This is a genomic window from Clostridium sp. UBA1652 (assembly GCF_002320975.1).
Lineage (GTDB): Bacteria > Bacillota > Clostridia > Clostridiales > Clostridiaceae > Clostridium_T > Clostridium_T intestinale.
This window is the reverse complement of sequence record NZ_DCLI01000092.1, coordinates 19053-43019: the sequence shown is the minus strand read 5'-3', so window position 1 is coordinate 43019 and position 23967 is coordinate 19053. Positions and strand designations below refer to the sequence as shown.

At 30.4% G+C, this 23967-nt stretch carries 23 protein-coding genes and 1 tRNA gene; 21 read left to right on the top strand and 3 right to left on the bottom strand.

Going from position 1 to position 23967, the window contains the following annotated elements:
* Nucleotide 1: 1 nt before the first annotated feature.
* Nucleotides 2-1174, bottom strand: a complete 1173-nt coding sequence (locus tag B3N22_RS20855; RefSeq protein ID WP_286910235.1) for a phosphopentomutase — start codon at nucleotides 1172-1174, stop codon at nucleotides 2-4.
* Between the two features lie 76 nt (nucleotides 1175-1250).
* On the bottom strand, nucleotides 1251-2276 hold the full coding sequence (locus tag B3N22_RS20850) for a LacI family DNA-binding transcriptional regulator (RefSeq protein ID WP_073020466.1): 1026 nt from the start codon (nucleotides 2274-2276) through the stop codon (nucleotides 1251-1253).
* Between the two features lie 169 nt (nucleotides 2277-2445).
* Between B3N22_RS20850 and B3N22_RS20845 the strand changes: the two genes are divergently transcribed.
* The gene (locus B3N22_RS20845) at nucleotides 2446-3009 is read left to right on the top strand and encodes a YdcF family protein (RefSeq protein WP_286910232.1); all 564 of its coding nucleotides are present in this window, start codon (nucleotides 2446-2448) and stop codon (nucleotides 3007-3009) included.
* 41 nt (nucleotides 3010-3050) lie between these two features.
* Here the strand turns inward: B3N22_RS20845 and murC are convergent, their stop codons facing one another.
* Complete coding sequence (gene murC, locus B3N22_RS20840; protein ID WP_286910230.1) at nucleotides 3051-4427, bottom strand: UDP-N-acetylmuramate--L-alanine ligase; 1377 nt, start codon at nucleotides 4425-4427, stop codon at nucleotides 3051-3053.
* A gap of 347 nt (nucleotides 4428-4774) precedes the next feature.
* Between murC and purR the strand changes: the two genes are divergently transcribed.
* From purR to B3N22_RS20740, 20 genes are all read left to right on the top strand, one after another.
* Nucleotides 4775-5596 carry a pur operon repressor gene (gene purR / locus B3N22_RS20835; protein ID WP_286910228.1) on the top strand — a complete coding sequence of 274 codons (822 nt, stop codon included), beginning with the start codon at nucleotides 4775-4777 and terminating at the stop codon, nucleotides 5594-5596.
* 111 nt (nucleotides 5597-5707) lie between these two features.
* Nucleotides 5708-5983 (top strand): septation regulator SpoVG, encoded by a 276-nt coding sequence (gene spoVG, locus B3N22_RS20830; RefSeq protein ID WP_021804406.1) that lies wholly within the window; start codon nucleotides 5708-5710, stop codon nucleotides 5981-5983.
* Between the two features lie 194 nt (nucleotides 5984-6177).
* Nucleotides 6178-7545: a bifunctional UDP-N-acetylglucosamine diphosphorylase/glucosamine-1-phosphate N-acetyltransferase GlmU gene (gene glmU / locus B3N22_RS20825; RefSeq protein WP_286910224.1), complete on the top strand. Its 1368-nt coding sequence runs from the start codon at nucleotides 6178-6180 to the stop codon at nucleotides 7543-7545.
* 64 nt (nucleotides 7546-7609) lie between these two features.
* Nucleotides 7610-8569 carry a ribose-phosphate diphosphokinase gene (locus B3N22_RS20820; RefSeq protein WP_073020460.1) on the top strand — a complete coding sequence of 320 codons (960 nt, stop codon included), beginning with the start codon at nucleotides 7610-7612 and terminating at the stop codon, nucleotides 8567-8569.
* A gap of 132 nt (nucleotides 8570-8701) precedes the next feature.
* On the top strand, nucleotides 8702-9388 hold the full coding sequence (locus B3N22_RS20815) for a response regulator transcription factor (RefSeq protein ID WP_286910222.1): 687 nt from the start codon (nucleotides 8702-8704) through the stop codon (nucleotides 9386-9388).
* A 3-nt stretch (nucleotides 9389-9391) separates the two neighbouring features.
* Nucleotides 9392-10822: a sensor histidine kinase gene (locus B3N22_RS20810; protein WP_073020458.1), complete on the top strand. Its 1431-nt coding sequence runs from the start codon at nucleotides 9392-9394 to the stop codon at nucleotides 10820-10822.
* 13 nt (nucleotides 10823-10835) lie between these two features.
* A complete protein-coding gene (locus tag B3N22_RS20805; protein ID WP_286910219.1) occupies nucleotides 10836-12011 on the top strand; it encodes a S1C family serine protease in 1176 nt (391 codons plus the stop codon).
* An 85-nt stretch (nucleotides 12012-12096) separates the two neighbouring features.
* Entirely contained in the window at nucleotides 12097-12660 is a 564-nt protein-coding gene (gene pth / locus B3N22_RS20800) for an aminoacyl-tRNA hydrolase (protein WP_073020456.1), read from the top strand.
* Nucleotides 12661-12686: 26 nt separating this feature from the next.
* The gene (gene mfd, locus B3N22_RS20795) at nucleotides 12687-16199 is read left to right on the top strand and encodes a transcription-repair coupling factor (protein ID WP_286910216.1); all 3513 of its coding nucleotides are present in this window, start codon (nucleotides 12687-12689) and stop codon (nucleotides 16197-16199) included.
* Nucleotides 16200-16294: 95 nt separating this feature from the next.
* Nucleotides 16295-17338 carry a peptidylprolyl isomerase gene (locus B3N22_RS20790; protein WP_286910214.1) on the top strand — a complete coding sequence of 348 codons (1044 nt, stop codon included), beginning with the start codon at nucleotides 16295-16297 and terminating at the stop codon, nucleotides 17336-17338.
* 198 nt (nucleotides 17339-17536) lie between these two features.
* Nucleotides 17537-18088: a stage V sporulation protein T gene (gene spoVT, locus B3N22_RS20785; protein WP_286910212.1), complete on the top strand. Its 552-nt coding sequence runs from the start codon at nucleotides 17537-17539 to the stop codon at nucleotides 18086-18088.
* Between the two features lie 91 nt (nucleotides 18089-18179).
* Nucleotides 18180-19718, top strand: a complete 1539-nt coding sequence (locus B3N22_RS20780; RefSeq protein WP_238903219.1) for a putative polysaccharide biosynthesis protein — start codon at nucleotides 18180-18182, stop codon at nucleotides 19716-19718.
* 41 nt (nucleotides 19719-19759) lie between these two features.
* A complete protein-coding gene (gene yabN, locus B3N22_RS20775; RefSeq protein ID WP_286910209.1) occupies nucleotides 19760-21211 on the top strand; it encodes a bifunctional methyltransferase/pyrophosphohydrolase YabN in 1452 nt (483 codons plus the stop codon).
* Between the two features lie 217 nt (nucleotides 21212-21428).
* Entirely contained in the window at nucleotides 21429-21704 is a 276-nt protein-coding gene (locus B3N22_RS20770) for an HU family DNA-binding protein (RefSeq protein ID WP_021804417.1), read from the top strand.
* A gap of 55 nt (nucleotides 21705-21759) precedes the next feature.
* Complete coding sequence (locus B3N22_RS20765) at nucleotides 21760-22020, top strand: RNA-binding S4 domain-containing protein (RefSeq protein ID WP_073020445.1); 261 nt, start codon at nucleotides 21760-21762, stop codon at nucleotides 22018-22020.
* A gap of 153 nt (nucleotides 22021-22173) precedes the next feature.
* Nucleotides 22174-22467 (top strand): sporulation protein YabP, encoded by a 294-nt coding sequence (gene yabP, locus B3N22_RS20760; RefSeq protein ID WP_073020443.1) that lies wholly within the window; start codon nucleotides 22174-22176, stop codon nucleotides 22465-22467.
* A 9-nt stretch (nucleotides 22468-22476) separates the two neighbouring features.
* On the top strand, nucleotides 22477-22869 hold the full coding sequence (gene yabQ, locus B3N22_RS20755) for a spore cortex biosynthesis protein YabQ (protein WP_073020441.1): 393 nt from the start codon (nucleotides 22477-22479) through the stop codon (nucleotides 22867-22869).
* 84 nt (nucleotides 22870-22953) lie between these two features.
* Entirely contained in the window at nucleotides 22954-23241 is a 288-nt protein-coding gene (locus tag B3N22_RS20750) for an FtsB family cell division protein (protein ID WP_238903217.1), read from the top strand.
* A gap of 51 nt (nucleotides 23242-23292) precedes the next feature.
* A complete protein-coding gene (locus B3N22_RS20745; protein WP_073020437.1) occupies nucleotides 23293-23703 on the top strand; it encodes a S1 domain-containing RNA-binding protein in 411 nt (136 codons plus the stop codon).
* A 158-nt stretch (nucleotides 23704-23861) separates the two neighbouring features.
* Nucleotides 23862-23950: transfer RNA gene (locus tag B3N22_RS20740), tRNA-Leu, on the top strand.
* Nucleotides 23951-23967: the final 17 nt, after the last annotated feature.

Sequence of the window (23967 nt, the reverse complement as noted above, 5' to 3'; positions counted from 1 at the left end):
ATTATTTTAAAATTTCACCAAGGAAACTATCCCCGTTTATTATTTTTTCACTATTAAAGATATCACAAATAGTTTGCCCCATATTGAAGAATCCTACTTTAGTTCCTAAATTATAGCCTTTTTTAAGTGGTTCTCCATAAGCTAAGAAAGGTACATATTCTCTGGTGTGGTCTGTTCCAGGATATGTTGGGTCACATCCATGGTCTGCTGTTATAAATAGTATATCATCAGATTCCATGTTTTGCATGATTTCCTTAAGTCTAACATCGAAATCTTCTAGACCTTTACCATAAGACTTAGGGTCATTTCTATGTCCCCATTTCATATCAAAATCAACTAAGTTAGTGAAAATAAGCCCCTCTTTTTCAGTTTTCATATAATCAAGGGTTTTATCTACGCCATCCATATTATCTTTTGTATGAACAGCAGAGTAGATACCTTTACCAGAGAAGATATCTTCAATTTTACCTACAGCCATTACTTTAACTCCAGCTTCTTGTAACTTATCTAAAGCAGTAGCATGAGGTGGTAGTAGGGCATAGTCTTTCCTGTTTGAAGTTCTGCTAAAGTTTCCAGGTTCGCCTAGATATGGTCTAGCAATAACACGAGCTACAGCATTATCACCAGTAAGCATTTCTCTAGCGATTTCACAATATTTATATAGTTCTTCAATAGGAATTATATCTTCATGAGCAGCTATTTGAAAAACAGAATCAGCAGAAGTATAAACTATTAGTGCGCCAGTTTTTAACTGCTCTTCTCCTAATTCATCTAATATTTCTGTACCAGAAGCAGGTTTATTACCTATTACTTTTCTACCTGTCTTTTCTTCAAATTCTTTAATGATTTCAGGTGGAAATCCATTTGGATAAGTAGGTAATGGGATTTCAGATTTTACTCCAACCATTTCCCAATGACCTGTTACAGTGTCCTTGCCATTAGAAGCTTCATAGAATTTGCCATAGCAGCCTAAAGGATTACTTACTTTATTTATATTTTGTATTCCTTCAATTAAGCCTAGTCCTATAGATTCCATGTTAGGAAGCTTTAAGCCACCATTAAATTTAGCCACATGACCTATGGTATCTGCACCTACATCGCCATATTTATCAGCATCTGGAAGTGCTCCCATTCCTACGCTGTCTAGGATTATTAGAATAACTCTTTTTATCATAAAATACCTCCGTAAGTTTTTATTTTTTTTATGGAAACGCTTTACTGTTTTTCTAAAAAGAAAAGAGAATAAATCTCTATTTTTTTATTAGCTTCTCTGATCCTTTTAAAATTAAAGTTGGTGTTAGAGTAATTTTTTTCTCTTCTTTATTATTATATTCAGAATTTAGAAATTCTAATAGTAAACTCATACCAATTTCACCTAATTCGGTGCTTGGCCCATCTACATAACTTATATTTAGCCCCAATATATTAAAAATATCAACTTTATCAAAAGCAATTAAAGAAATGTCTTCAGGGGTTTTAAGATTATGTTCTGACAAGGCTTTAAGAGCACCTACTGTCATTTGATTTGATGAAGTGAATATAGCTGTAGGTTTATCTTTCATTGAAAGTATGTCTTTAGTTAAATTATAACCAGATTCTAGGCTATAGTCACCATATAATATGTAATTTTTGTTTATGGAGATATTGTTTTCTAAAAGTGCTCTTTCATAACCTTCAAGTCTTTCTTGAGCTGTTTTAGAATTCATTCTACCTGTAATTATGGCTATTTTTTTGTGATGTTCTCTAATTAAAGCATTTACAGCATCGTAGCTTCCTTGAATGTTGTCCACAAATATACCGCTAAAGTTAGAATATTTTAAATGACCATCTATTAAAACTACTGGAATACCTAAGTTTTCTAGATTTTTAATGCATTCAGCATTTCTATCATCTTCAGAAGAAGTTGGTGTAATTAATATTCCTCTAATTCTATGTTCTCTAAGGGCTTGAATGCTTTTAATTTCTCTCTCTACTGATTCATGAGAATCCCATAAAAGTATATTTAATCCGTGCTCTTCTGCCACTTTTGTAATTCCACGTATCATCTCGCCATAAAAGGGATTAGTGATATCAGGAACAATTACTCCTATAGTATTAGTTTGTTTTTTTGATAAACTTCTAGCTATAGCAGATGGTGTATAGTTGTAATCTTTAATGGCTTTAAGTATTTTTTCTTTCGTTTCCTCTTTTACATATCCAGAATTGTTCAAAACTCTTGATACTGTAGCTAAAGAAACTCCTGCTGCCTTAGCTATATCACTAATTGTTGCTGCCATCTAAACTCCTCCTAAGTTTTGACCATGGAAAAATGGTTTTATTTTAAGTTCAATTTACAATAGTTCTATATAAAAATCAATAGATATTATGATATTCCTTAAAAATTAAGTATAATTAAATGGTAACAATTAACCAGCATAAAAAATAATATTTATTGAGGAGAACTTTATGAGGAAGAGAATTTTTAAAATGATTGGATCTTTAATAGTTCTATTGATTTTAACTGAAACCTTTATATTCTCAACAGACTATTTTAATAAACCACAAAAGAGCGATGCTATTATAGTTTTAGGTTGTAAGGTTAATGGAGAAAATCCTACTAGATTTTTATATGAAAGAACTATCTTAGCAAGTAGGCTTTATAAAGAGGGATACTCAGAGTATATAATCCTTTCTGGTGGTAAAGGCGAAGGTGAGAATATATCAGAAGCTGAATGTATGAGAAGAATACTTATAAATGAAGGAATAGATGATGAAAAACTTATATTAGAAGATAAATCTACAAATACTTATGAAAATTTGGTTAATTCAAAGAAGATAATAGAGGATAAAAATTTTAAAGATGTTCTTATTGTATCTAACAAGTTCCATCTTAGAAGAGCAAAGTTAATTAGTGATAAATTAGATTTGAAAGCAAGTTTCTCAGGAATTTTTGTAAAAGATAAGTGGTATACTGAAATTTATGGTGGATTGAGAGAAATATTAGGGTTAATGAAAGATATTTTTAAATAATAAAACAGCTGTATGAAAACAGCTGTTTTATTATTTAAGGGTTATTCATTTAAAAACATTTCTCCTACTTGGACTACATCTCCTGCACCTACAGTTAAAAGAAGATCTTTATCTTTTACTATAGTTTTAACGTAATCTAAAGCTTCTTTATGAGAAGATACATTGGTACACTTTATACCTTTTTCTCTTAAAGCATCACCTAGGATTTTAGAACTTATTTCTCCTAGATCTTTTTCTCTAGCAGCATAGATGTCCATTAATATTACTTCGTCAGCATGGTCGAAGCATTCTGTGAATTCCTTAAATAATGTTTTAGTTCTAGTATAAGTATGTGGTTGAAAAACACAATAGGTTTTATTATGAGGAATTTTAGCTGCTGTGCTTAAGGTAGCTTGTATTTCTACTGGGTGATGAGCATAGTCATCTATTACAGTAACTCCATTTTTAACGCCTTTATATTCAAATCTCTTATGAGCACCCCCAAAGGCTTTTAAACCATTTATGATTGCATCATCTGATAAGTTAAATATTAGACCTACAGCTACTGTTGAAAGGGCATTTAACACATTGTGTCTCCCAGGAACACTTAAAGATAAAGTGAATAATTTAGTACCATTTTTATAAACATCAAATGTTCCACAACCTTTATTATCATAGCTGATGTTTTTAGCTAAAATATCTCCATTGTCAATTCCGTAACCAATAACGTTACATTCAGCTTTAGACATTGCCTTTTTTACTCTCTCATCATCTGCATTACCTATTATATAACCATCTTTTGGTATAATATCTATAAATTTCTCAAAAGTTTCTTGAATATGATTTATATCTCTATAGTAATCTAGATGGTCAGCATCAATATTTAATATTATTCCTATATAAGGATAAAAACTTAAAAATGATTCCTTGTATTCACATGCTTCTGTGATGAAGTATTCGGAATTTCCCACTTTATAATTACCATTTATGATGTCCAATTCTCCACCGACTAAAATTGTTGGATCCAAGTTACCTTCTAATGTAATGTGAGATATCATAGATGTAGTTGTAGTCTTACCGTGTGTTCCAGCTACAGCTACATTATATTTATGACCATTCATTATATGCCCTAAGAACTCAGCTCTATCCATTAAAGGTATATTTCTTGATATGCTCTCTAGTAATTCAGGGTTATCCTTTGGGATAGCAGCTGTATAAACAACTAGGTCAGCATCTTTAATGTTATCACTATTGTGGCCTATGTATACTTCTGCGCCTTTACTTTTTAATGACTCAGTTATCTTAGATGCTTTTGCATCAGAACCAGATACTCTATATCCTCCGTTTAAAAGTACTGCAGCTAAACCACTCATACTTATTCCGCCTATACCTATAAAATGCACTTTCATATGCTTATCCTTTAAAAAATCAAAAGACACTAATATCAACTCCTTTTGTTAACTACATTATTTAATTATATACATTTTTACAGAATTGAACACACCTTTACATGTATTTATATGCAAAATCAATGAAAAAAGTTCGTCTCTGTTTCGTAAGAGTGTTCTTTTTCGTTATTTGGAATAAATTCTTATATGAGAAAGTATTAACATATACCTATGAAAAATAATCACATTAAAAGAAATTTTATATAAATTATGAAATATCCATAATAATTGATTAAATTGTATTGATTAAGGTTATAATATGGAATAAAATATGAATATTAAGAGTGTTTAAGAGAGAGAAAATTCGTTAATTATATTAAAAATTGTAGGTGATTAGTGTGGAAAAATTAAGTAGAAATAGTAGAGTTGTAGCTATTACTAAATCGTTAATAGAAAATCCTAATAAAGTGATAGGACTTAATAAATTTTCGGATTTATTAAATGCTGCTAAGTCGACTATTAGTGAAGATATAGTAATAGTTAGAGAAGTTCTAGAAAAGTTACACATGGGTAGAGTGGAAACTATTTCAGGAGCTGCTGGTGGAATAAGATTTATAAATGGAATCAGTGAAGAAAATAAGGACAACTTTGGAGAACAATTATGTGAGCTTTTAAGAGATCCATCTAGAATTGTTCCAGGTAATTTTATATACATGACAGATCTTATGTATAATCCACAGATTATAGGTAAGGCTGGGGTTATATTATCAGAGTATTTAGGAAAAGAAAAAGTTGATTATGTTGTGACTGTTGAAACTAAGGGTATTCCTTTAGCATATGAAGTTGCTAAAAATTTAGGGGTTGAGCTTGTAATAGCTAGAAGAGATAACAATAAAGTCACAGAAGGACCAACAGTTACCATTAATTATGTTTCTGGAAGTAGTGGCAAGATTCAACAAATGTCTCTTTCTAAAAAGTCATTAAAGAAAGAAAGTAGATGTATTTTTGTAGACGATTTTCTAAAAGGTGGGGGAACTGCAAAAGGAATTAATGATTTGCTTAAGGAGTTTGACTGTGAGCTTGTTGGTATTGGTGTATTAGTTGATCATACTGGTGCTGAAACCAAACTTGTAGAAAACTATTATTCGATTATAGATTTAAAAAATGTAGACAAAAATGGCGTGGTTGATTTACAACCCTCGACTAATAAAAATATATAAATAGAAAAATTAAAATTAAAGTTAAAAAAATATTAATTTTTCTACAAAAAAGAGGATTTTACTAACTTTTATAGAATATTAACTACAATAAACAACTGGAGGTGTAGTGAAGTGCAAATCACAGACGTAAGAATAAGAAAAATAGCTGCTGAAGGCAAAATGAAAGCTATAGTTTCTGTGACCTTTGATAATGAGTTTGTTGTACATGACATTAAAGTTATTGAAGGCCAAAATGGTCTATTTATTGCAATGCCTAGTAGAAAGACTCCGGATGGAGAATTTAAGGATATAGCGCATCCAATAAATACAGATACCAGAGAAAAGATCCAAAACGCTATTTTAGATGAATATGAAAAAGCTAAAGTAGAAGAAATCGTAGAGGAATAATTACGTGTAAAAAAGGAGGCAGTGCTTCCTTTTTTTACTGTGTGTTTTGTTATTGAAAATTCAGAAAATTAGGGATAATTCTAATTATATTTATTAGGTTGAAATACTAGTTTTAATACCCTATAATGTAATAGATGCATTTAGAAATTATTAAAATTTTATTTTAATATGCAAAAATTGTTGAGGTGGAATGGATGTTTAAAAGTGCTTTAATATTAGCAGCAGGACAAGGAAAGCGAATAAAATCAAATCTTCCTAAGGTACTTCATAAAGTATGTGGTAAAGAGATGATTAATCACGTTATAGACACCATGAGAGAAGCAAACATTGAAGATGTAAATATAATTATAGGTAAGGGCGCTGAATTAGTACAAAAAGCTACTGAAAGTAGAAATGTATCATATTCACTACAAGAAGAACAATTAGGTACAGGTCATGCAGTAAAGTGTGCTAAAGAATTCTTGAAGGACAAGGATGGAGTAGTTGCAATATTTACTGGAGACGCACCTCTAATAAGAAAAGAAACAGTAAAAAAACTTTTAGATAATCATATAGAAAATGGGAATACTGGAACCTTATTAACTTCATTAATACAAGATCCAACAGGATATGGAAGAATAATAAGAAATGGAAATAAAATTGAGAGAATAGTTGAGCATAAGGATTGTAACGAAGATGAGCTTAAGGTAAATGAGATAAATGCAGGTATGTATTGTTTCGATATTAAAGCCCTTTTAGGAGCTTTAGAAAAGTTATCTAATAATAATGCTCAAGGGGAATATTATTTAACAGATGTAATCTCAATATTAAAGTCTGAAGGTAAAAAACTTGGAGCAGTTATTACTGAATTCGACGAGACTCTTGGAGTTAATTCAAGAGCTGAGTTAGCCCAAGCAGAAGTAATTATGAGAAAAGTAATTAATAAAAAACATTTAGATAATGGAGTTACTATAATAGACCCTAGTAATACATATATAGGAGTAGACGTTGTTATTGGACAGGATACAATAATATATCCAGGCAATGTTTTAGAAGGAAAGTCTGAAATAGGTGCGGATTGTGTGCTTTATCCGAATTCTAGAATAGATTCTTCAATTATTGGTAATGAAGTTGAAATACAAAGTTCGGTTATTTTACAAAGTAAAATAGGAGACAATACTACTGTAGGACCTTTTGCCTATGTAAGACCTGAATCAAATATCGGCGATAAAGTTAGAATAGGTGACTTTGTTGAAATAAAGAAATCTACAATTGGAAACAATACTAAGGTATCTCACCTAACATATATAGGAGATGCTGAGGTTGGTGAAAACTGCAACTTTGGTTGTGGAACAGTTGTGGTTAATTATGATGGAAAAAATAAAAATAAAACTATAATTGGAGATAATTCATTTATAGGCTGTAATACAAATTTAGTATCACCTGTTGAGGTGAAAGATAATACTTACATAGCGGCTGGATCTACTATAACTAAAGAAGTTCCAGAAGGTAGCTTGGCTATTGCAAGAGCAAAACAAGTAAATATCGAAGGTTGGGTCAATAAAAAGGGCTTAAAAAAGTAACATAAAACAGCACTTTTTGAAATAAATTGAGGTATTCTAATTAAATAAGGAGGTTTTCTAAAAAATGATTACCCATGGAAGAAATATTAAAATTTTCACTGGAAACTCGCATCCAAAATTAGCCAAAGAAATAGCAGACATATTAGGGGTCCCAGTGGGTAGTGCGAAGGTAGGAACCTTCAGTGATGGAGAAATATCAGTAGATATTAATGAAACAGTAAGAGGGCAAGAGGTTTTTATTATTCAATCAACTAATTCTCCAGTTAATAATAACCTTATGGAATTATTAATAATGATTGATGCTTTAAAAAGAGCTTCAGCAGGTAGAATAACGGCTGTTATTCCTTACTATGGATATGCAAGACAAGATAGAAAAGCAAAATCTAGAGATCCAATAACTGCAAAACTTGTTGCTGATATTTTAACTACAGCAGGAGCTGATAGGGTATTAACAATGGACTTACATGCAGCACAAATACAAGGATACTTCGATATCCCAGTTGATCATTTATTAGGTGCACCTATTTTAGCAAACTATTTTGTTGAACAAGGATTTGATGAGAGAGAAGACGTAGTGGTAGTATCTCCAGATTTAGGTAGTGTAACTAGAGCAAGAAAATTTGCAGATAGATTACATGCGCCAATAGCTATAATTGACAAAAGAAGACCTAAAGCAAATGTTTCAGAAATCATGAACATAATAGGTGATGTTGAAGGTAAAGTTTGCATACTTATCGATGACATGATAGATACAGCTGGAACTATAGCTAATGCTGCAAATGCATTAAAAGATTTAGGTGCTAAAAATGTATATGCATGCTGTACACATGGAGTTCTTTCAGGACCAGCTTTAGATAGAATTAATTCTAGTGCAATTGAAGAATTAGTAATGTTAAATACAATAGAATTACCTGAAAGAGATGACTTACATAAATTCAAATCTTTATCAGTAGCTGCTTTATTTGCAGAAGCAATAAAGAGAATATACGATGAAGAGCCATTAAGCAAATTATTTGAAGTATAAAATCAATCCCCTTAGAAGAAAGTTTCTAAGGGGATTTTTTCTAACATCATTAAATAATTGTAACTTTTATTAAAATCTATATTTAATTATTTTAGCTTGTGGTAAATTAATAATATGAAAGGAGTGTTTTTTATGGAAGGAACAATAGGTAAAATTTTAATTGTCGATGATGATGAGAATATTTGCGAAGTTATAAGAATGTATTTAAATAGTTCAAATTATGATAATAGAATAGTAAACAATGGGAAAGATGTGGAGAATGCTTTTATAGAGTATAAGCCGGATCTAGTACTACTAGATATTATGCTACCTAATATAGATGGTATAGATGTTCTTAAATGGATAAGAAAAGAAAGCGAAGTGCCAGTAATAATGCTTACAGCAAAAGGTGATACTTTTGATAAAGTTTTGGCTTTAGAGCTTGGAGCAGATGATTACATAGTTAAGCCATTTGAACCTAAGGAATTATTAGCTAGGGTAAAGGCTGTAATGAGAAGGTACAACACTGACTCAACAAATAAAGAAGTAATTGATTATAGCGATTTAAATGTTGACGCTAATTCTTATAACGTTCTTTATAGAGGAGAAGAGATAAAAATGCCTCCTAAGGAATTTGAATTATTATATTATTTAGCATCAAATAAAAATAAGGTTTTTACAAGAGAACAGTTATTGTGTGAAGTTTGGGGATATGATTATCCAGGAGATTCTAGAACTGTAGATGTTCATATAAAAAGATTAAGAGAAAAACTTCCAGAGGGTATTAATTGGCAGATAGAAACTGTTTGGGGGGTTGGCTATAAATTCGAGGTGAAATAATTGATGAAGAAAAATAGTTTAGTTTCTAAACTACTTGTGACAGTAACTTTAATTGTAGCATTATCCTTTACAATAATTGCGGCAGTTTTATCTTTTTGGTTTAAAGGATATTATTTTGATCAACGAAAGGACTTGTTAGATAAGCAAGCTCAACGTATATCATCAGCTGTTACAGATTATTATGCAAATAATAAAACAGATTCTGTGAACAATTTAAATTATGCTATTACTAATGTTTCAGATACTTTGTCAATAGACATAATTTTAGTTGATAGTTTAGGATATATTTATAAGGTTTCAAACGATAATTATATCAATATGAAGTATCAACAGATGTATTTATCATCAGAAGAGATTGAACAATTAAAGCAAGGAAATTCTATTGAGGATAGAACTAATTCTAACAAATTTCTAGATGTTTCAGATTATATTTATTATAAGCCAATAATAAGCAATAACTATTATTATGGATTTATTGCAATGGTAACACCTTTGGAGAAAATAAAAGCTCCACTAAATAGGTTCTATTTTATAATTTGGCTATCTGCAATAATAGCAGTAACTGTATCAGCAATTGTCATAAATATGTTAGCACAGAAAATATTAATAGATCCATTGGATGAAATAAATAGAGCAGCAAAAAGACTAGCAAAAGGCGAGGTTGGACAGCGAGTTGATATAAGGTCTAAAGATGAGATGCAGGAACTTGCCGAATCTTTCAATTTTATGGCTGAGTCTTTAGAAAAGGTTGATAATAATAGAAGAGAATTTATATCTAATGTTTCTCATGAACTTAGATCACCTATAACCTCAATAAAGGGATTTATAGCTGGGATTTTAGATGGAGTAATACCTAAAGATAAAGAAAACTATTATCTTAGGATTGTTTATGATGAAATACAAAGACTTACAAGATTAGTAAATGAGCTCTTAGATTTATCAGCAATGGAAGCAGGAAAGATGGAACTTAAAATACGAGAAATTGAGATTAATGATATTATAAAAACTGTAGTCATGAATCTTGAAAGTAAGATTTTGGAGAAGAAGGTTAAAGTTGAAGTTGTTTTTGAAGGAAAAAGAGATTTCGTTTTAGGCGATTTAGATAGGATAATTCAAGTTATAACAAATATTGTTGATAATGCGATAAAGTATGCTAATGAAGGTGGGAACATCAAAATTACTACTAGAAGTAAGGGAAATAAAATCTATATAAGTGTAGCGAATGAAGGTATTGTATTAAAAGATTCAGAGATACATAATATATGGAATAGATTTTATAAGGCTGATAAATCTAGAACTAACAAAATGAGTACAGGGCTTGGATTGTCTATAGTAAGAGAAATAATCACTCAACATGGTCAAGATATATGGGTGGAAAATGAAAAAGATAATTCTGGTGTAGTTTTTACTTTTACACTATCAAAATCTAATTAAAGTGAGGTGCTAAATGTCTAAAGATGAAAAATATTCACATACTTATACTAATAAGAATGATGAAGCACCTATAAGTTTCAAAAGAAATAAAAAGAAGCATACAATACAAGTACTTTCTAAAAGTGCAGCTCTTGTAGCTGTTTCTATAGCAACAGGAATTATTACATCGAATGTGATAGTTGATAAAAAAATTGAGGAATTAGGATTAAATAGTTCAATTAAAAAGGATATTACAGTAGAAGAACAAAACTTAAATTATGTTTATTTATCTGAAATAATATCTAAGGTTGGACCATCTTTAGTTAGCATATCGGACGATACTGATAAATTGAAGAAAAATGGCTATAATCAACAAAATATTACTGGAGTTATTATAGATAATGAGGGGTATATAGTCACAAGCTATAGTTCTATAAAAAGTTTTAGTAACATATATGTTAAACTTTCTTCAGTGGCTTCTAGCACACAAGTGGCTAAGTTAATTGGTTCTTATGAACAATTAGATATAGCAGTTATTAAAATTGAAGGCGGTAATTATCCAGTTAGTAAATTTGCAAATGATAAGGATATAAGAGCAGGAGACAGGGTAGTTTCCCTTGGAAATGCTAGTGCAAATGATTATGTAGGATTTGTTAGCTCTGGAATAATTAATTCAACCAGCTTAACTCTAGATACATCAAGTAGTAGCAAAGAACAAAAGATATTTAAAAGTATCCAGAATAACACAATTGTAAATGAAGAGAATAATGGAGGTCCCCTTTGTAACTTAAATGGTGACATAATAGGGATTAATTCTTTGGACTTTATAGATAAACATTCAAAGTATGGATTAAGTGTTGTAGTTGGAGGAAGCGAGCTAGAATCTATAGTAAGATCTATAATTGATACTGGTAACGCTGAAAAAATGGATTTAGGCTTTATTGGAGGAGCAACTAGTTCATTAAATGAAGAAGGAATTAATGGAATATATGTTGAATGGGTATATCCCGAAAGTAGTGTTGCTAATGCAGGTATAAGACCAACTGACATAATAATAGAGCTAGATAATCAAAAAATAAGAAGTATTGATGATATAGACAATATAATAAAAAAACATAATATTGGGGATAATATCAGCTGTAGAGTATTAAGAGGTGCTGAGAACATGGATTTGGTGCTCACACTTGTAAAATACAAATTAGTTTTATGAGAGACTTTGAATGAAGTCTCTTTATTATTATCTGTGAATATTATATTATAGATATAGTTGATTTTTTATTTTGGAGGATATTTACATGTATTTAATAGTTGGATTAGGTAATCCAGGAGCAGAATATAGAAATACAAGACATAATATTGGATTTAATGCTATAGATTATTTAGGAGAAAAGTATAATATAGAGATTAATAGGAAAAAATTTAAAGGTGAGTATGGGGAAGGTAGGATATCTGGAGAAAAGGTTATACTTTTAAAACCTAGTACTTACATGAATTTAAGTGGAGAGAGTATTAGAGAAGTAGTAGATTTTTATAAGATATCTAATGAACAGGTAATAGTGATATATGATGATATAAGTCTTGAAGTTGGGAGAGTCAGAATAAGAGGAAAGGGTAGCGCTGGTGGGCATAATGGGATAAAGAGCATAGTTGCACACCTAAATAGTGATGTATTCCCAAGAATTAAAATAGGTGTAGGACAACCTAAAGGAGATTTAGTATCTCATGTATTAGGAAAGTTTTCTCAAGAAGAGATGGAGAAATTACAAAAAGTCATAGAAGTATCAGCTTTAGCAACTGAAGAAATAATTAAAAACGACGAAGTTGAAGCTATGAACAAATATAATAGTTTTTCTATTTAGAAGTATTTGAATGGTGGTGTAGTGACATGCGATTAGGGGGGTTAATGGAACCTCTGAAATCCTATAAGGATTTTCAAGGTATTATAAAAAGTATAGAGAAAGATATTTATCCTATAGGAGTATATGGATTAGGAGAATCAGGAAAAAGTTATTTTATTAATGGAATATATGAAACTCAAGATAAGCCACTATTAGTGGTAACACATTCCGATATTGAAGCTAGAAACTTATATGAAGACTTGAATCTTTTTCAACTGGATGTGTTTTATTTACCTGCAAAAGAAGTAGTTTTTTATAATATAGATGCTATTTCAGGAGACTTAAGGTGGGCAAGGCTCAAGGTTATAAAAGAGATGTTAGATAGCAAAAAGAAAATCATAGTAACATCTGTGGATAGTCTTGCTGCTTTGTATACTCCAAAGGAACTATATTTAAAACATTTTATTAAACTAAAAACCTCAGAGGAAGTAAATACAGATGAGCTAGTAAACCTTTTAATTGAAAGTGGTTATGAAAGAGTAGATATAGTAGAAGGAAAAGGGCAGTTCTCATTAAGAGGAGGAATATTAGATATATTTCCACCTCAATATGGAATCCCCTATAGAGTAGAGTTTTTTGGCGATGAGATAGAATCTATAAGAAGCTTTAATATAGAAACGCAAAGAAGTATTTCTAAGGTTAAAGAGATAGAAGTATTTCCTGCTAAAGAGATAATTGTGAATTCAGAAGTCTTAAATAGTGCTGTTGAGGCTATTGAGACAGAGTTTAAAAGTGTTGTAGAAAATAGAAAAGAAGAAAAGGATATAGTAAAGAAATTAACAGGAATAATTAGAAGTAATCTTGAGAGTTTAAAGGAATCTTATAGTTTTGAGACTATTGAGAGTTATTTACCCTTTTTATATGAAAAACCGTGGAATCTATTCCAATATGCTGAAGATTATTTAATTATTATGGACGATACTCAGAGATGTGAAGGTAAATTAGAAAGTTTATATTTTGAGTTTAAAGAGAATTATGAAGGGTTCTTGTATAGAGGAGATATATTACCATCACAAGGGAATTTACTGTTAGGAAAAGATATCCTTCATAGCATGATTGAAAATAGTAAAGTTGTTACTATAGATGCTTTAACTAAAGGAAGAACATTTTTGGCGCCTTTAGATATAAAAAATATTTCCCAAATTACACTTCACAATTATCAAGGTCAATTAGATTTTTTAATTGAAGATATAAAAGATAAAAAACAAAAAGGATATAAAACAGTTATTTTATCAGGTACAAGAAGTAGAGGAGAACGTTTGGTACAAACTCTTAGAGATAGAGGGATAGAGAGTGTATACAAAGATGATATATCTTCTATAGAATTTGGTGAAGTTGTTATAACCTTTGGAAATCTTATAAAAGGTTTTGAATATCCTGACCTTAGAATATGTGTTATATCTGATAAAGAAGTATTTGGAGAGGCTAAAAGAAAACTTACCAAAAGACCTTCTAAACAAAAAGGTATAGGCAAAATAAAAAGTTTTGCTGATTTAAAACCAGGAGATTATGTAGTTCACGTAAATCATGGTATTGGTGTATATAAGGGAATAAAACAAATAGAAGTAGGTGGTCATAAAAGGGATTACTTAGATATACTTTATGACAAAGGTGACAAGTTATATGTTCCTGTAGATCAATTAGATATGATACAAAAGTATATCGGTAGTGAAGGTAAATCTCCTAAGGTAAATAAATTAGGGGGAAATGAGTGGCAAAAAGCTAAAGCTAAGGTTAAAAATTCAATTAATGATATAGCACAAGAATTAGTAAAACTTTATGCTGCAAGATCTACCCTTAAGGGATACAAGTATTCTAAAGATACACAGTGGCAAAATCAATTTGAAGAGGAATTTCCATATGAGGAAACACCTGACCAATTAACATCATTACAAGAGATAAAGAAGGATATGGAATCAGATAAACCTATGGACAGACTTCTTTGCGGTGATGTTGGATATGGGAAAACAGAAGTAGCTATAAGAGCAGCGTTTAAAGCGGTTATGGATGGGAAACAAGTTGCTTTTTTAGTTCCTACAACAATTTTAGCAGATCAACATTATAATAATATGAAGAGAAGGTTTTCGGATTTTCCTATAAAGATTGATATGGTAAGTAGATTTAGAACTGCAAAGCAACAAAAGGAAACCTTAAAGGCTTTAAAAGAAGGAAATGTAGATATATTAATAGGTACTCACAGACTTGTTTCTAAAGATATAGAGTTTAAAGACTTAGGTTTATTAATAGTAGATGAAGAACAGAGATTTGGTGTTACCCAAAAAGAAAAAATTAAAAATGTGAAGAAAAATGTTGATGTATTAACTTTAAGTGCAACTCCAATTCCAAGAACACTTCACATGTCTTTAACTGGAGTAAGAGATATATCTGTTATAGAGACACCTCCTGAGGAGAGATATCCTATTCAGACTTATGTAGTTGAACAAAATGATCAGTTAATCAGAGATGCTATACTTAGAGAAATAAATAGAGAAGGGCAAGTTTTCTTTGTTTATAATAGAGTTGAAGATATATCAAAAATGGCTAAATATATAGCTGATCTTGTGCCGGAAGGCAAGGTGACAATAATTCATGGACAGATGACAGAGAAAGAATTAGAAAAAGAAATGGTTGCTTTCATGAATAGAGAATATGATATACTTTTGTGTACTACAATTATTGAAACAGGAATTGATATCCCAAATGTAAATACCATGATAGTATATGATTCAGATAAAATGGGTTTATCGCAGCTTTATCAGTTAAGAGGAAGAGTTGGAAGAAGTAATAGAATAGCTTATGCTTATTTTACTTATAAAAAGGATAAAGTATTAACTGAGGTGGCAGAAAAGAGATTAAAAGCGTTAAAAGACTTTACAGAATTAGGTTCAGGCTTTAAGATTGCAATGAGAGATTTAGAGATAAGAGGAGCTGGAAACATGATGGGGTCAGCTCAGCATGGTCATATGGCATCAGTTGGATATGATTTATATTGCAGAATGCTTGAAGATACTATAAAGTTAATTAAGGGCGATATAGAACAAGAGCCTATTGAAACAACCGTAGATGTGAAGGTTGATGCTTTTATATCAGGAGAATATATAGAGGATGAGATACAAAAGATATCTATATATAAGAAAATAGCAGCTATAGAAAATCAAGAGGATTATGATGATATTAAAGAAGAACTAGAGGATAGATATTCAGCTATTCCACAACCCGTATATAATTTAATGGATATAGCATATATAAAAAGCAAAGCTAAATCTTTAGGGGTTGAAGAAGTTAAGGAAAAAAATGAAGATATTCATTTCATGTTCCAAAACAGAGATAGGATTAAAAGCTCAGTTTACAAAAGAATACTTGATAATTACAAAAAAGAAGTTTATATACGCTTAGGAGAAAAACCATCTTTTGTGTATAAAGTTAATGAAGCTAAAAATGAAAATATGTTGTTAGATATAAAAGAGTTATTAAATTCATTAACTGAAGATTTAGGATAAAGAAATATTTTCTTATTGTTTTGAATTTGACACATAATATTGTTATACTAAGGTTATGTTTACTTTAACTTATATAATGAAAGGTGAGGGAGAAGTTGAAAAAATTCAGAAAAATATTAGGACTTTTAATAATAGGAGTTATAGGTGTATCTGTAGCTGGATGCAGCATGATACAGAAAACACCAGAGGCTATAAAGAAGACAGTTGTAGCAAAAGTAGGAAGTGAAAAGATAACACTAGGGGATGTAGATCAGCAAATTCAATCTGTAATCACTCAACTTAAAGAACAGTATGGGGATGATTATGAGAACAATGAAACTGCTAAAAGTACTTTAACTGAACAAAGAAAAAGTGCATTAGAGCAATTAGTTCAACAAAAAATTCTATTAAATAAGGCTAATGAACTAGGTGTTGCTCCAACAGAAGATGAATTAAATAAAGCGGTAGATGAGCAGTTAGAACAATATAAGGAATATTATAGTGGTGAAGATAAATTAAACGAAGCTCTTACAGCGTATGGACTTAATATGGATTCACTTAAGAAAATGATTAGAGAAAATGAAATAATGAATAAGGTTTATGATGAGATAACTAAAGATGCAACAGTAACTGAAGATGATGCTAAAGTATACTATGAAGCAAATAAAGCAACTTATACACAAGGTGCTGGAGCTACAGTAGCTCATATATTAGCTAAGTTTAATGATGCTAGTACAGAAGCAACAGCTGAGGAAGATTCTAAAGCTAAGGCAAAAATAGATGAAATAAAGTCTAAGCTTAATGGCGGAGCAAACTTTGAGGAGCTTGCAAAAGCTGAATCAGATGACACTGGCTCAGCAACGTCAGGTGGAAGTTTAGGTCATATTGATTATTCTTCAACTCAATATGTTAAAGAATTTATGGATGGATTTAAGAACTTAAAAGAAGGAGAAGTATCAGCTCCTGTTAAGAGTCAATTTGGATATCATATAATAAAAGTAACTGATGTTCAAAGCGAAGATAAAGTTCAAGAATTTGATGCAGTAAAAGATAAAATAACTCAAACATTAACTCAACAAAAACAAACTGAAGCTTATAATACTAAGTTAGAAGAGTGGAAAAAAGAACTTAACGTTAAATCTTACGAAGATAAACTATAAAATTAATAACAAGAGCTCATTGCAATTATTTGCATGGGCTCTTTAATTATGCCTTTTTTTATATTCCATAATTGACAAAATTCAATGAGCACTGTAAATAAAAATAAATATAACCATTTTTACGTATAAAAATCTCATTTAGAAAAATAATAGTATTGTAAATAAAAAATATAAATATAAATAGGAGGGACGCTAAGGATGAAAGCTACAGGCATAGTTAGAAGAATTGACGATTTAGGTAGAGTAGTTATTCCAAAAGAAATAAGAAGGACTTTGAGAATAAGAGAGGGAGACCCTCTTGAAATTTTCACAGATAGAGAAGGTGGGGTAATATTAAAAAAATATTCTCCTATTGGCGAACTAACAGACTTCTCAAAGGAATACGCAGAATCACTACAACAATCTATAGGTCATATAATACTTATCGCTGACAAGGATGCTTTTATATCAGTTAGTGGTAGTTCAAAGAAAGAATATGTAGAAAAGAAAATATCTAATGATTTAGAAAAAGTCATGGAAGATAGAAAACCAGTTCTATTAGGAGAAGGAGGAGGTAAGGTAATACAACTTTATAATGACGAAGAAGAAGGCAAATATAATTATCAAGTTATATCTCCTATAATTGCTGAGGGAGATGCTATTGGGGCCGTAATCATTCTTTCTAAAGATAGTTCTGAAAAACTAGGAGATTTAGAAATGAAACTTGCAGAAACAGCTGCATCGTTTTTAGGAAAACAAATGGAACAATAGAAAAATTGATTTTATTTATGTTAAAGTAGAATAATACCTCCACCATTGAAATAAAAATTATTAGTAACAGTATCAATGTGGAGGTTTTTATATGAAGAAACAATCCCTTATAAAAGGAAGTATTATTTTAGGCATGGCAGGGATATTAGCAAAGTTTTTAGGAATATTTTTTAGATGGCCATTAATTATGTTAATAGGAGATGAAGGGGTAGGATATTATCAAATGTCATATCCTTTATATATGTTTTTTATAGCAGTAGCATCGGGTGTACCTGTTGCTATATCTAAAATGGTTTCTGAGAATAATGCACTTGGAAATGATAAGGCAGCCTTTGAGATTATAAAGGAAGCCTTTTTGTTAATGATAATTTTAGGGGTTGGTACTAGTTTATTTTTATTCTTTGGAGCGAAACCTCTTATAACATTGTTAAAATGGGAAGATAATGCCTACTACTCTTTAATGGGAATAGCATTTGCACCTATGGCGATGTCTTTTATGACAATATACAGAGGGTTTTTCCAAGGGCTTCAGAATATGACCCCGTCAGCAATATCACAATTAATAGAACAAATCACGAGAATCCTAGTTGGAGTTGGACTAGCTATATTGTTACTTCCTAGAGGAATAGAATACTCCGCAGGTGGAGCAGCATTTGGAGCCACAGCTGGAGGGATATTAGGGGGAGGATACTTATTCTTTAAATATAGAAAGATTAGGAAAGAAAGTGGAGTAAAAAAAGTTAACTTTAATCCAGAGATATTAACAAGACTACTAAAGATATCTATTCCTATATCTCTTGGGGCAACTGTAGGAAGCGTGATGGGCTTAATAGACTCTGTATTAGTGCCACAGAGGTTATTAGAGGCAGGATTTGATAAAAAGGGTGCTACCATATTATATGCACAGTTAACGGGCAAGGCTGCTGTATTAACCAATATACCATTAACCTTATCTGTAGCCTTATGTGCCTCTTTAGTTCCAATCATAGCAGAAAATTTTATTCTTAAAAACAAGAGAGAAGTTGAATCGAAAGTAAACATGTCATTAAAGCTATCTTTTGCAATTGGACTACCGTGTTTTGCAGGATTATTTTTTTTAGCTCAGCCAATAATGCAGATTTTGTTTCCAGGAAAATATGAAGGTTATGAGATATTAAAATATCTTTCTATATCAATACCATTTATTATTTTAGCACAGACAACAACAGCCATATTACAAGGGATAGGGAAATATATATTGCCTGTAATTAATTTATTCATAGGATGTGTTATTAAAATAGTAATAACAAATACCTTGGTTTCTATAAATGAAATAAATATATATGGAGCGGTTATTGCAAGTGTATCTGCATATTTAATATCCTCTATATTAAACTTAATTACATTAAAGACAAGTATGTCAGTCAAAATTCCATTCTATGAGATATTGGTAAAACCAGCATTTGCAACCATCATAATGAGTGTTGGAGTAATGGGAAGTTATATCCCTTTAGCATATATTTTAAAGAGTTCTTCTCTCGCTTGCTTAATTTCAATATTTTTAGGTATTATTATATATATAACATTAATAATTATTTTTGGAGTATTTAATTATGATATTATTAGGAGTAGATTAAATAGAAATACCTAAGTTATAATTTAATATATACAGGGAAAAGAGGAGATTATTTAATGATAACAATAGTTGGATTAGGGCCTGGGGCACCAGAAGCTTTAACATTAGGGACATTAGATGTGCTAGGAAATGGTAATAGAATATTTCTAAGGACGGAAAAGCATCCTACAGTAGAATACTTAAGTAAAAGAAATTTTTTGTTTGAAACCTATGATTCAAAATATGAAGAAGGATCATCTTTTGATGAAGTATACGAAAATATAGCTAAAGATTTAATAGAAGAGCATGATAAAATTGGAGATTTAGTTTATGCAGTGCCAGGGCATCCATTAGTTGCAGAAAAGTCCGTATTTAATATTATAAATATTTGTGAAGAAAGAAATATTGAATACAAGATTATACCAGCAGTAAGCTTTGTTGACGTTATGATGGAGGCATTAAAGATAGATCCAATAGAAGGTTTAAAAATTCTTGATGCCTTTGAACTTGATAGCCAAATTCTTGACAAGAGAATAGGGACCATAATAACTCAAGTATATAACCCGTTTATAGCTTCAGAGGTTAAATTAAAACTTTCTGAGTATTATAATGATGATACTCAGATATTCTTTGTAAGAGCTGCTGGAATTAAGGGTATGGAGAGTATAAGAAAAATACCTTTATACGAATTAGATAGGCAGGAAGATATAGACTATTTGACTTCAATATATATACCAAAAGATTTAGGCAACAAAAAAGATTTTTATGATTTAGTAAACATAATAGAAACTTTAAGAGGTGAGGATGGATGTCCTTGGGATAGAGAACAAACTCATGATAGTCTAAAATCTGCACTAATAGAGGAAAGTTATGAAGTTATAGATGCAATAGAAAGCGAAGATGATGATGCTATTATAGAAGAATTAGGAGATGTGCTTCTTCAAGTAGTTTTTCACGCAAGTATAGGAAAGGAAGAAGAGTTTTTCTCTATAAATGATGTTATAGAAGGAATTTGTAATAAAATGATATACAGACACCCTCATGTATTTGGAGGAGAAAGTATAAATACTTCTAGCAAGGTTTTAGAGAATTGGGATGAACTAAAGAAGAAAGAAAAAGGAATAGATAGTATTACAGAAGAGATGAGAGCTATAGCCAGAAGTCTACCAGCATTAATTAGAGCTAATAAAGTTCAAAAGAAAGCTAAAAAAGTTGGTTTTGACTGGGATGAAGTTGAAGAAGCAATGGATAAAGTAATTGAAGAATTAAATGAAATAAAAGAAGTATATAATGGGCAAAATAAGGAAATAATAATAGAAGAAGTGGGAGATTTAATATTTGCTTGTGTAAATATATGTAGATTCCTTGATATAGACGGAGAACTTGCATTAAATAAAACCACAGAAAAGTTCATTAAAAGATTCTCTTTTATAGAAGAAAAAGCTAAAGAACTCAACAAAGATATGAAAGAAATGTCTTTAGATGAAATGAATAAGTTGTGGGAAGATGCAAAAAAACTAAAAAAGTAGTATAATAGTGAAGGAAAACCGCCTTTTAAGGAGAATATATATATTAAAATAAATAAATGTATTGCTACTTAATCATAAATATGCCTTTTTTGTATTAAATATCTATTATTCTATAGACTAGGTATAAAACTAGGTATATAATATGATAATGTAGTATTGTACATAAAAAAGACTACAGTAATAATTAAATATCTCTATGTTTAAGGAGGATGTAATCGTGAATAAAGCAGAATTAATCACTAGTATTTCAGAAAAAAGCAAACTAACTAAGAAAGATGCAGAAGCAGCTTTAAAGGGATTCATAGAAAGTGTTCAAGAAGCATTAGCTAACGGAGAAAAAGTCCAATTAGTTGGATTTGGAACTTTTGAAACAAGAGAAAGAGCTGCAAGAGAAGGAAGAAATCCTAGAACTAAGGAAACTATCCAAATCCCAGCTTCTACAGTTCCTGTTTTCAAAGCTGGAAAAGAATTTAAAGATACAGTTAGCAAATAGTAGTTTGTGAACCCGAGAATTTCTCGGGTTTTTGTATTATAGGAGGAATTTAATTTTGAGATTAGACAAATATTTAAAGGTTTCTAGAATAATTAAAAGAAGAACAGTTGCAAAGGAAGCTTGTGAAAGTGGAAGAGTTTCTATTAATGGAAAAGTAGCTAAACCATCTACTGACATAAAAGAAGGAGATATTATAGAAATAACTTTTGCAAATAAAAAGTTAAAAGCTAAAATATTGAATGTTTCTGAACATGTAAAAAAAGATGAAGCAAGAGATTTGTATGAGATATTAGAAGGTGAAGAAGATAAAGAATAAAATTATAGACTGAGTACTGACTTCATATAAAGTTAGTATTCGGTCATTTTTTTTATTTTTTATAAATTTTCACATATAAAAGATGACTATAATAGAATATACACTAGATGAAAGTCATATATTCTTATAGAAATATTATGAAGAGGAGAAATTATGGAAAGTAGAAAAGATTTAAATCTTGAAGAAAATAAGAATTCTATACATCTTGAAAATAGAAAAAGATTAGATTTGACAGGGGTAATGGAAGTATTAAGCTTTGATGAAGAAAAAATAGAGCTAAATACGAACGGGGGAATGTTAATTATAAAAGGACAAGGACTTAAAATGAATAAACTTGATGTACAAAATGGGGATGTAATGATAATAGGGTTAGTTTATAGTATAGTATATTCAAGTAAAGAGGCAAAAAAAGAAAAGGAAGCCTTATTAAAAAGGCTTTTTAAGTAGGAGGAGATCATGTTATTACCTACTAGTATCCAATATAATATAGTTTTATTTAGTATATTGGGCGGAATTTTAACTGGAGTATTATTTGATGGATATAGGCTAATAAGAGGAGTTGGGGCTCCTAGGGCTATTGTGATTATAGAAGATGTACTTTTTGGAGGGCTTTGTGGATTAATAGTATTCACCTTTTTGTTATATACAAATTATGCCTTCCTAGGATTATATGTATATATAGGTATTGTATTGGGATTTATAGTGTATATGAAAACCTTAAGCTCATATATATTGAAAGTCGAGAGAAGTAGCGCAAGAAAAGCTGGTAAAGGCTCGAGAGTAATTATAAAAAATTTCATATATATTTGTAAGATAATTATTTATAAAATATTTGAAAAAAGTAAATAAATTTAAAAATAGCTTGAATATATACCTCATTGTATTTAAAATAGAGTATAAGATTCATTATTATTTTAAATCGGGGGAATATGTATGGCAAAACGAATTACCCTTAAAAACATAGTAATAGTTTTTTTGCTTGCTATATTTTGTTTTAGTGTAGTAAGACAAGAAAATGCTATTAAAAAACTAAGTAAACAGGTATCTGAGAGACAGAATAAGCTTGAAGCTTTAGAAAAAGAGAATGAATTACTTCAACAAAAAGTGGATAGTATAAATACAGATGAATTTGCAGAAAAATTGGCACGAGAAAGACTAGGATTAGTTAAAGATGGAGAAAAAGTTGTCAATAATAGTAATGGAAGTTCAAGCTCAAAATAAAGGTTATTATTTTATAACATATATATAATTTTAAGGAGGAGTCTTTTAAACATGACCTTAGTGGCAGGAAACATTTTAGAAGGTACAGTAGTAAACATCACAAACTTTGGCGCATTTGTTGAGGTGGAGGGAAAAACAGGATTAGTTCATATATCAGAAGTAGCTGATTCTTTTGTAAAAGACATTAGACAACATCTAAAAGAACAAGATAAAGTTAAAGTTAAAGTTATTTCAATTGATGATAATGGAAAAATTAGCTTATCTATTAAGCAAGCTAATCCTCAAAAGAAAAGTGTAAAACCAGTAGAAATTGATTGGGTGTCAGATAAAAAGAAGCCATCTCAATCTACTGAAAACTTTGAAGATATTATGTCAAAGTTTTTAAAGGATAGCGAAGAAAGGCTTCAAGACGTTAAGAAAAATCAAGAATTCAAAGGTAGAGGAAGAAAAAATTCAGGTTAAATAGTATTGTTTAAATTAGGCTTCTAGGTGCACTAGAAGCCTTTGTTTATGCCATAATAACATGTGAATTAAATTTTTTGCGAAAAGTGTTGACATAAATCATATCCTAGATTATAATTAATTTTGTTGTCCCGGCTGAATGGCTTAGGACAATATAGGCTGAAGTGGCGGAACTGGCAGACGCACAGGACTTAAAATCCTGCGGTGCTTAAACACCGTACCGGTTCGATTCCGGTCTTCAGCACCAAAAACCTACAATATATT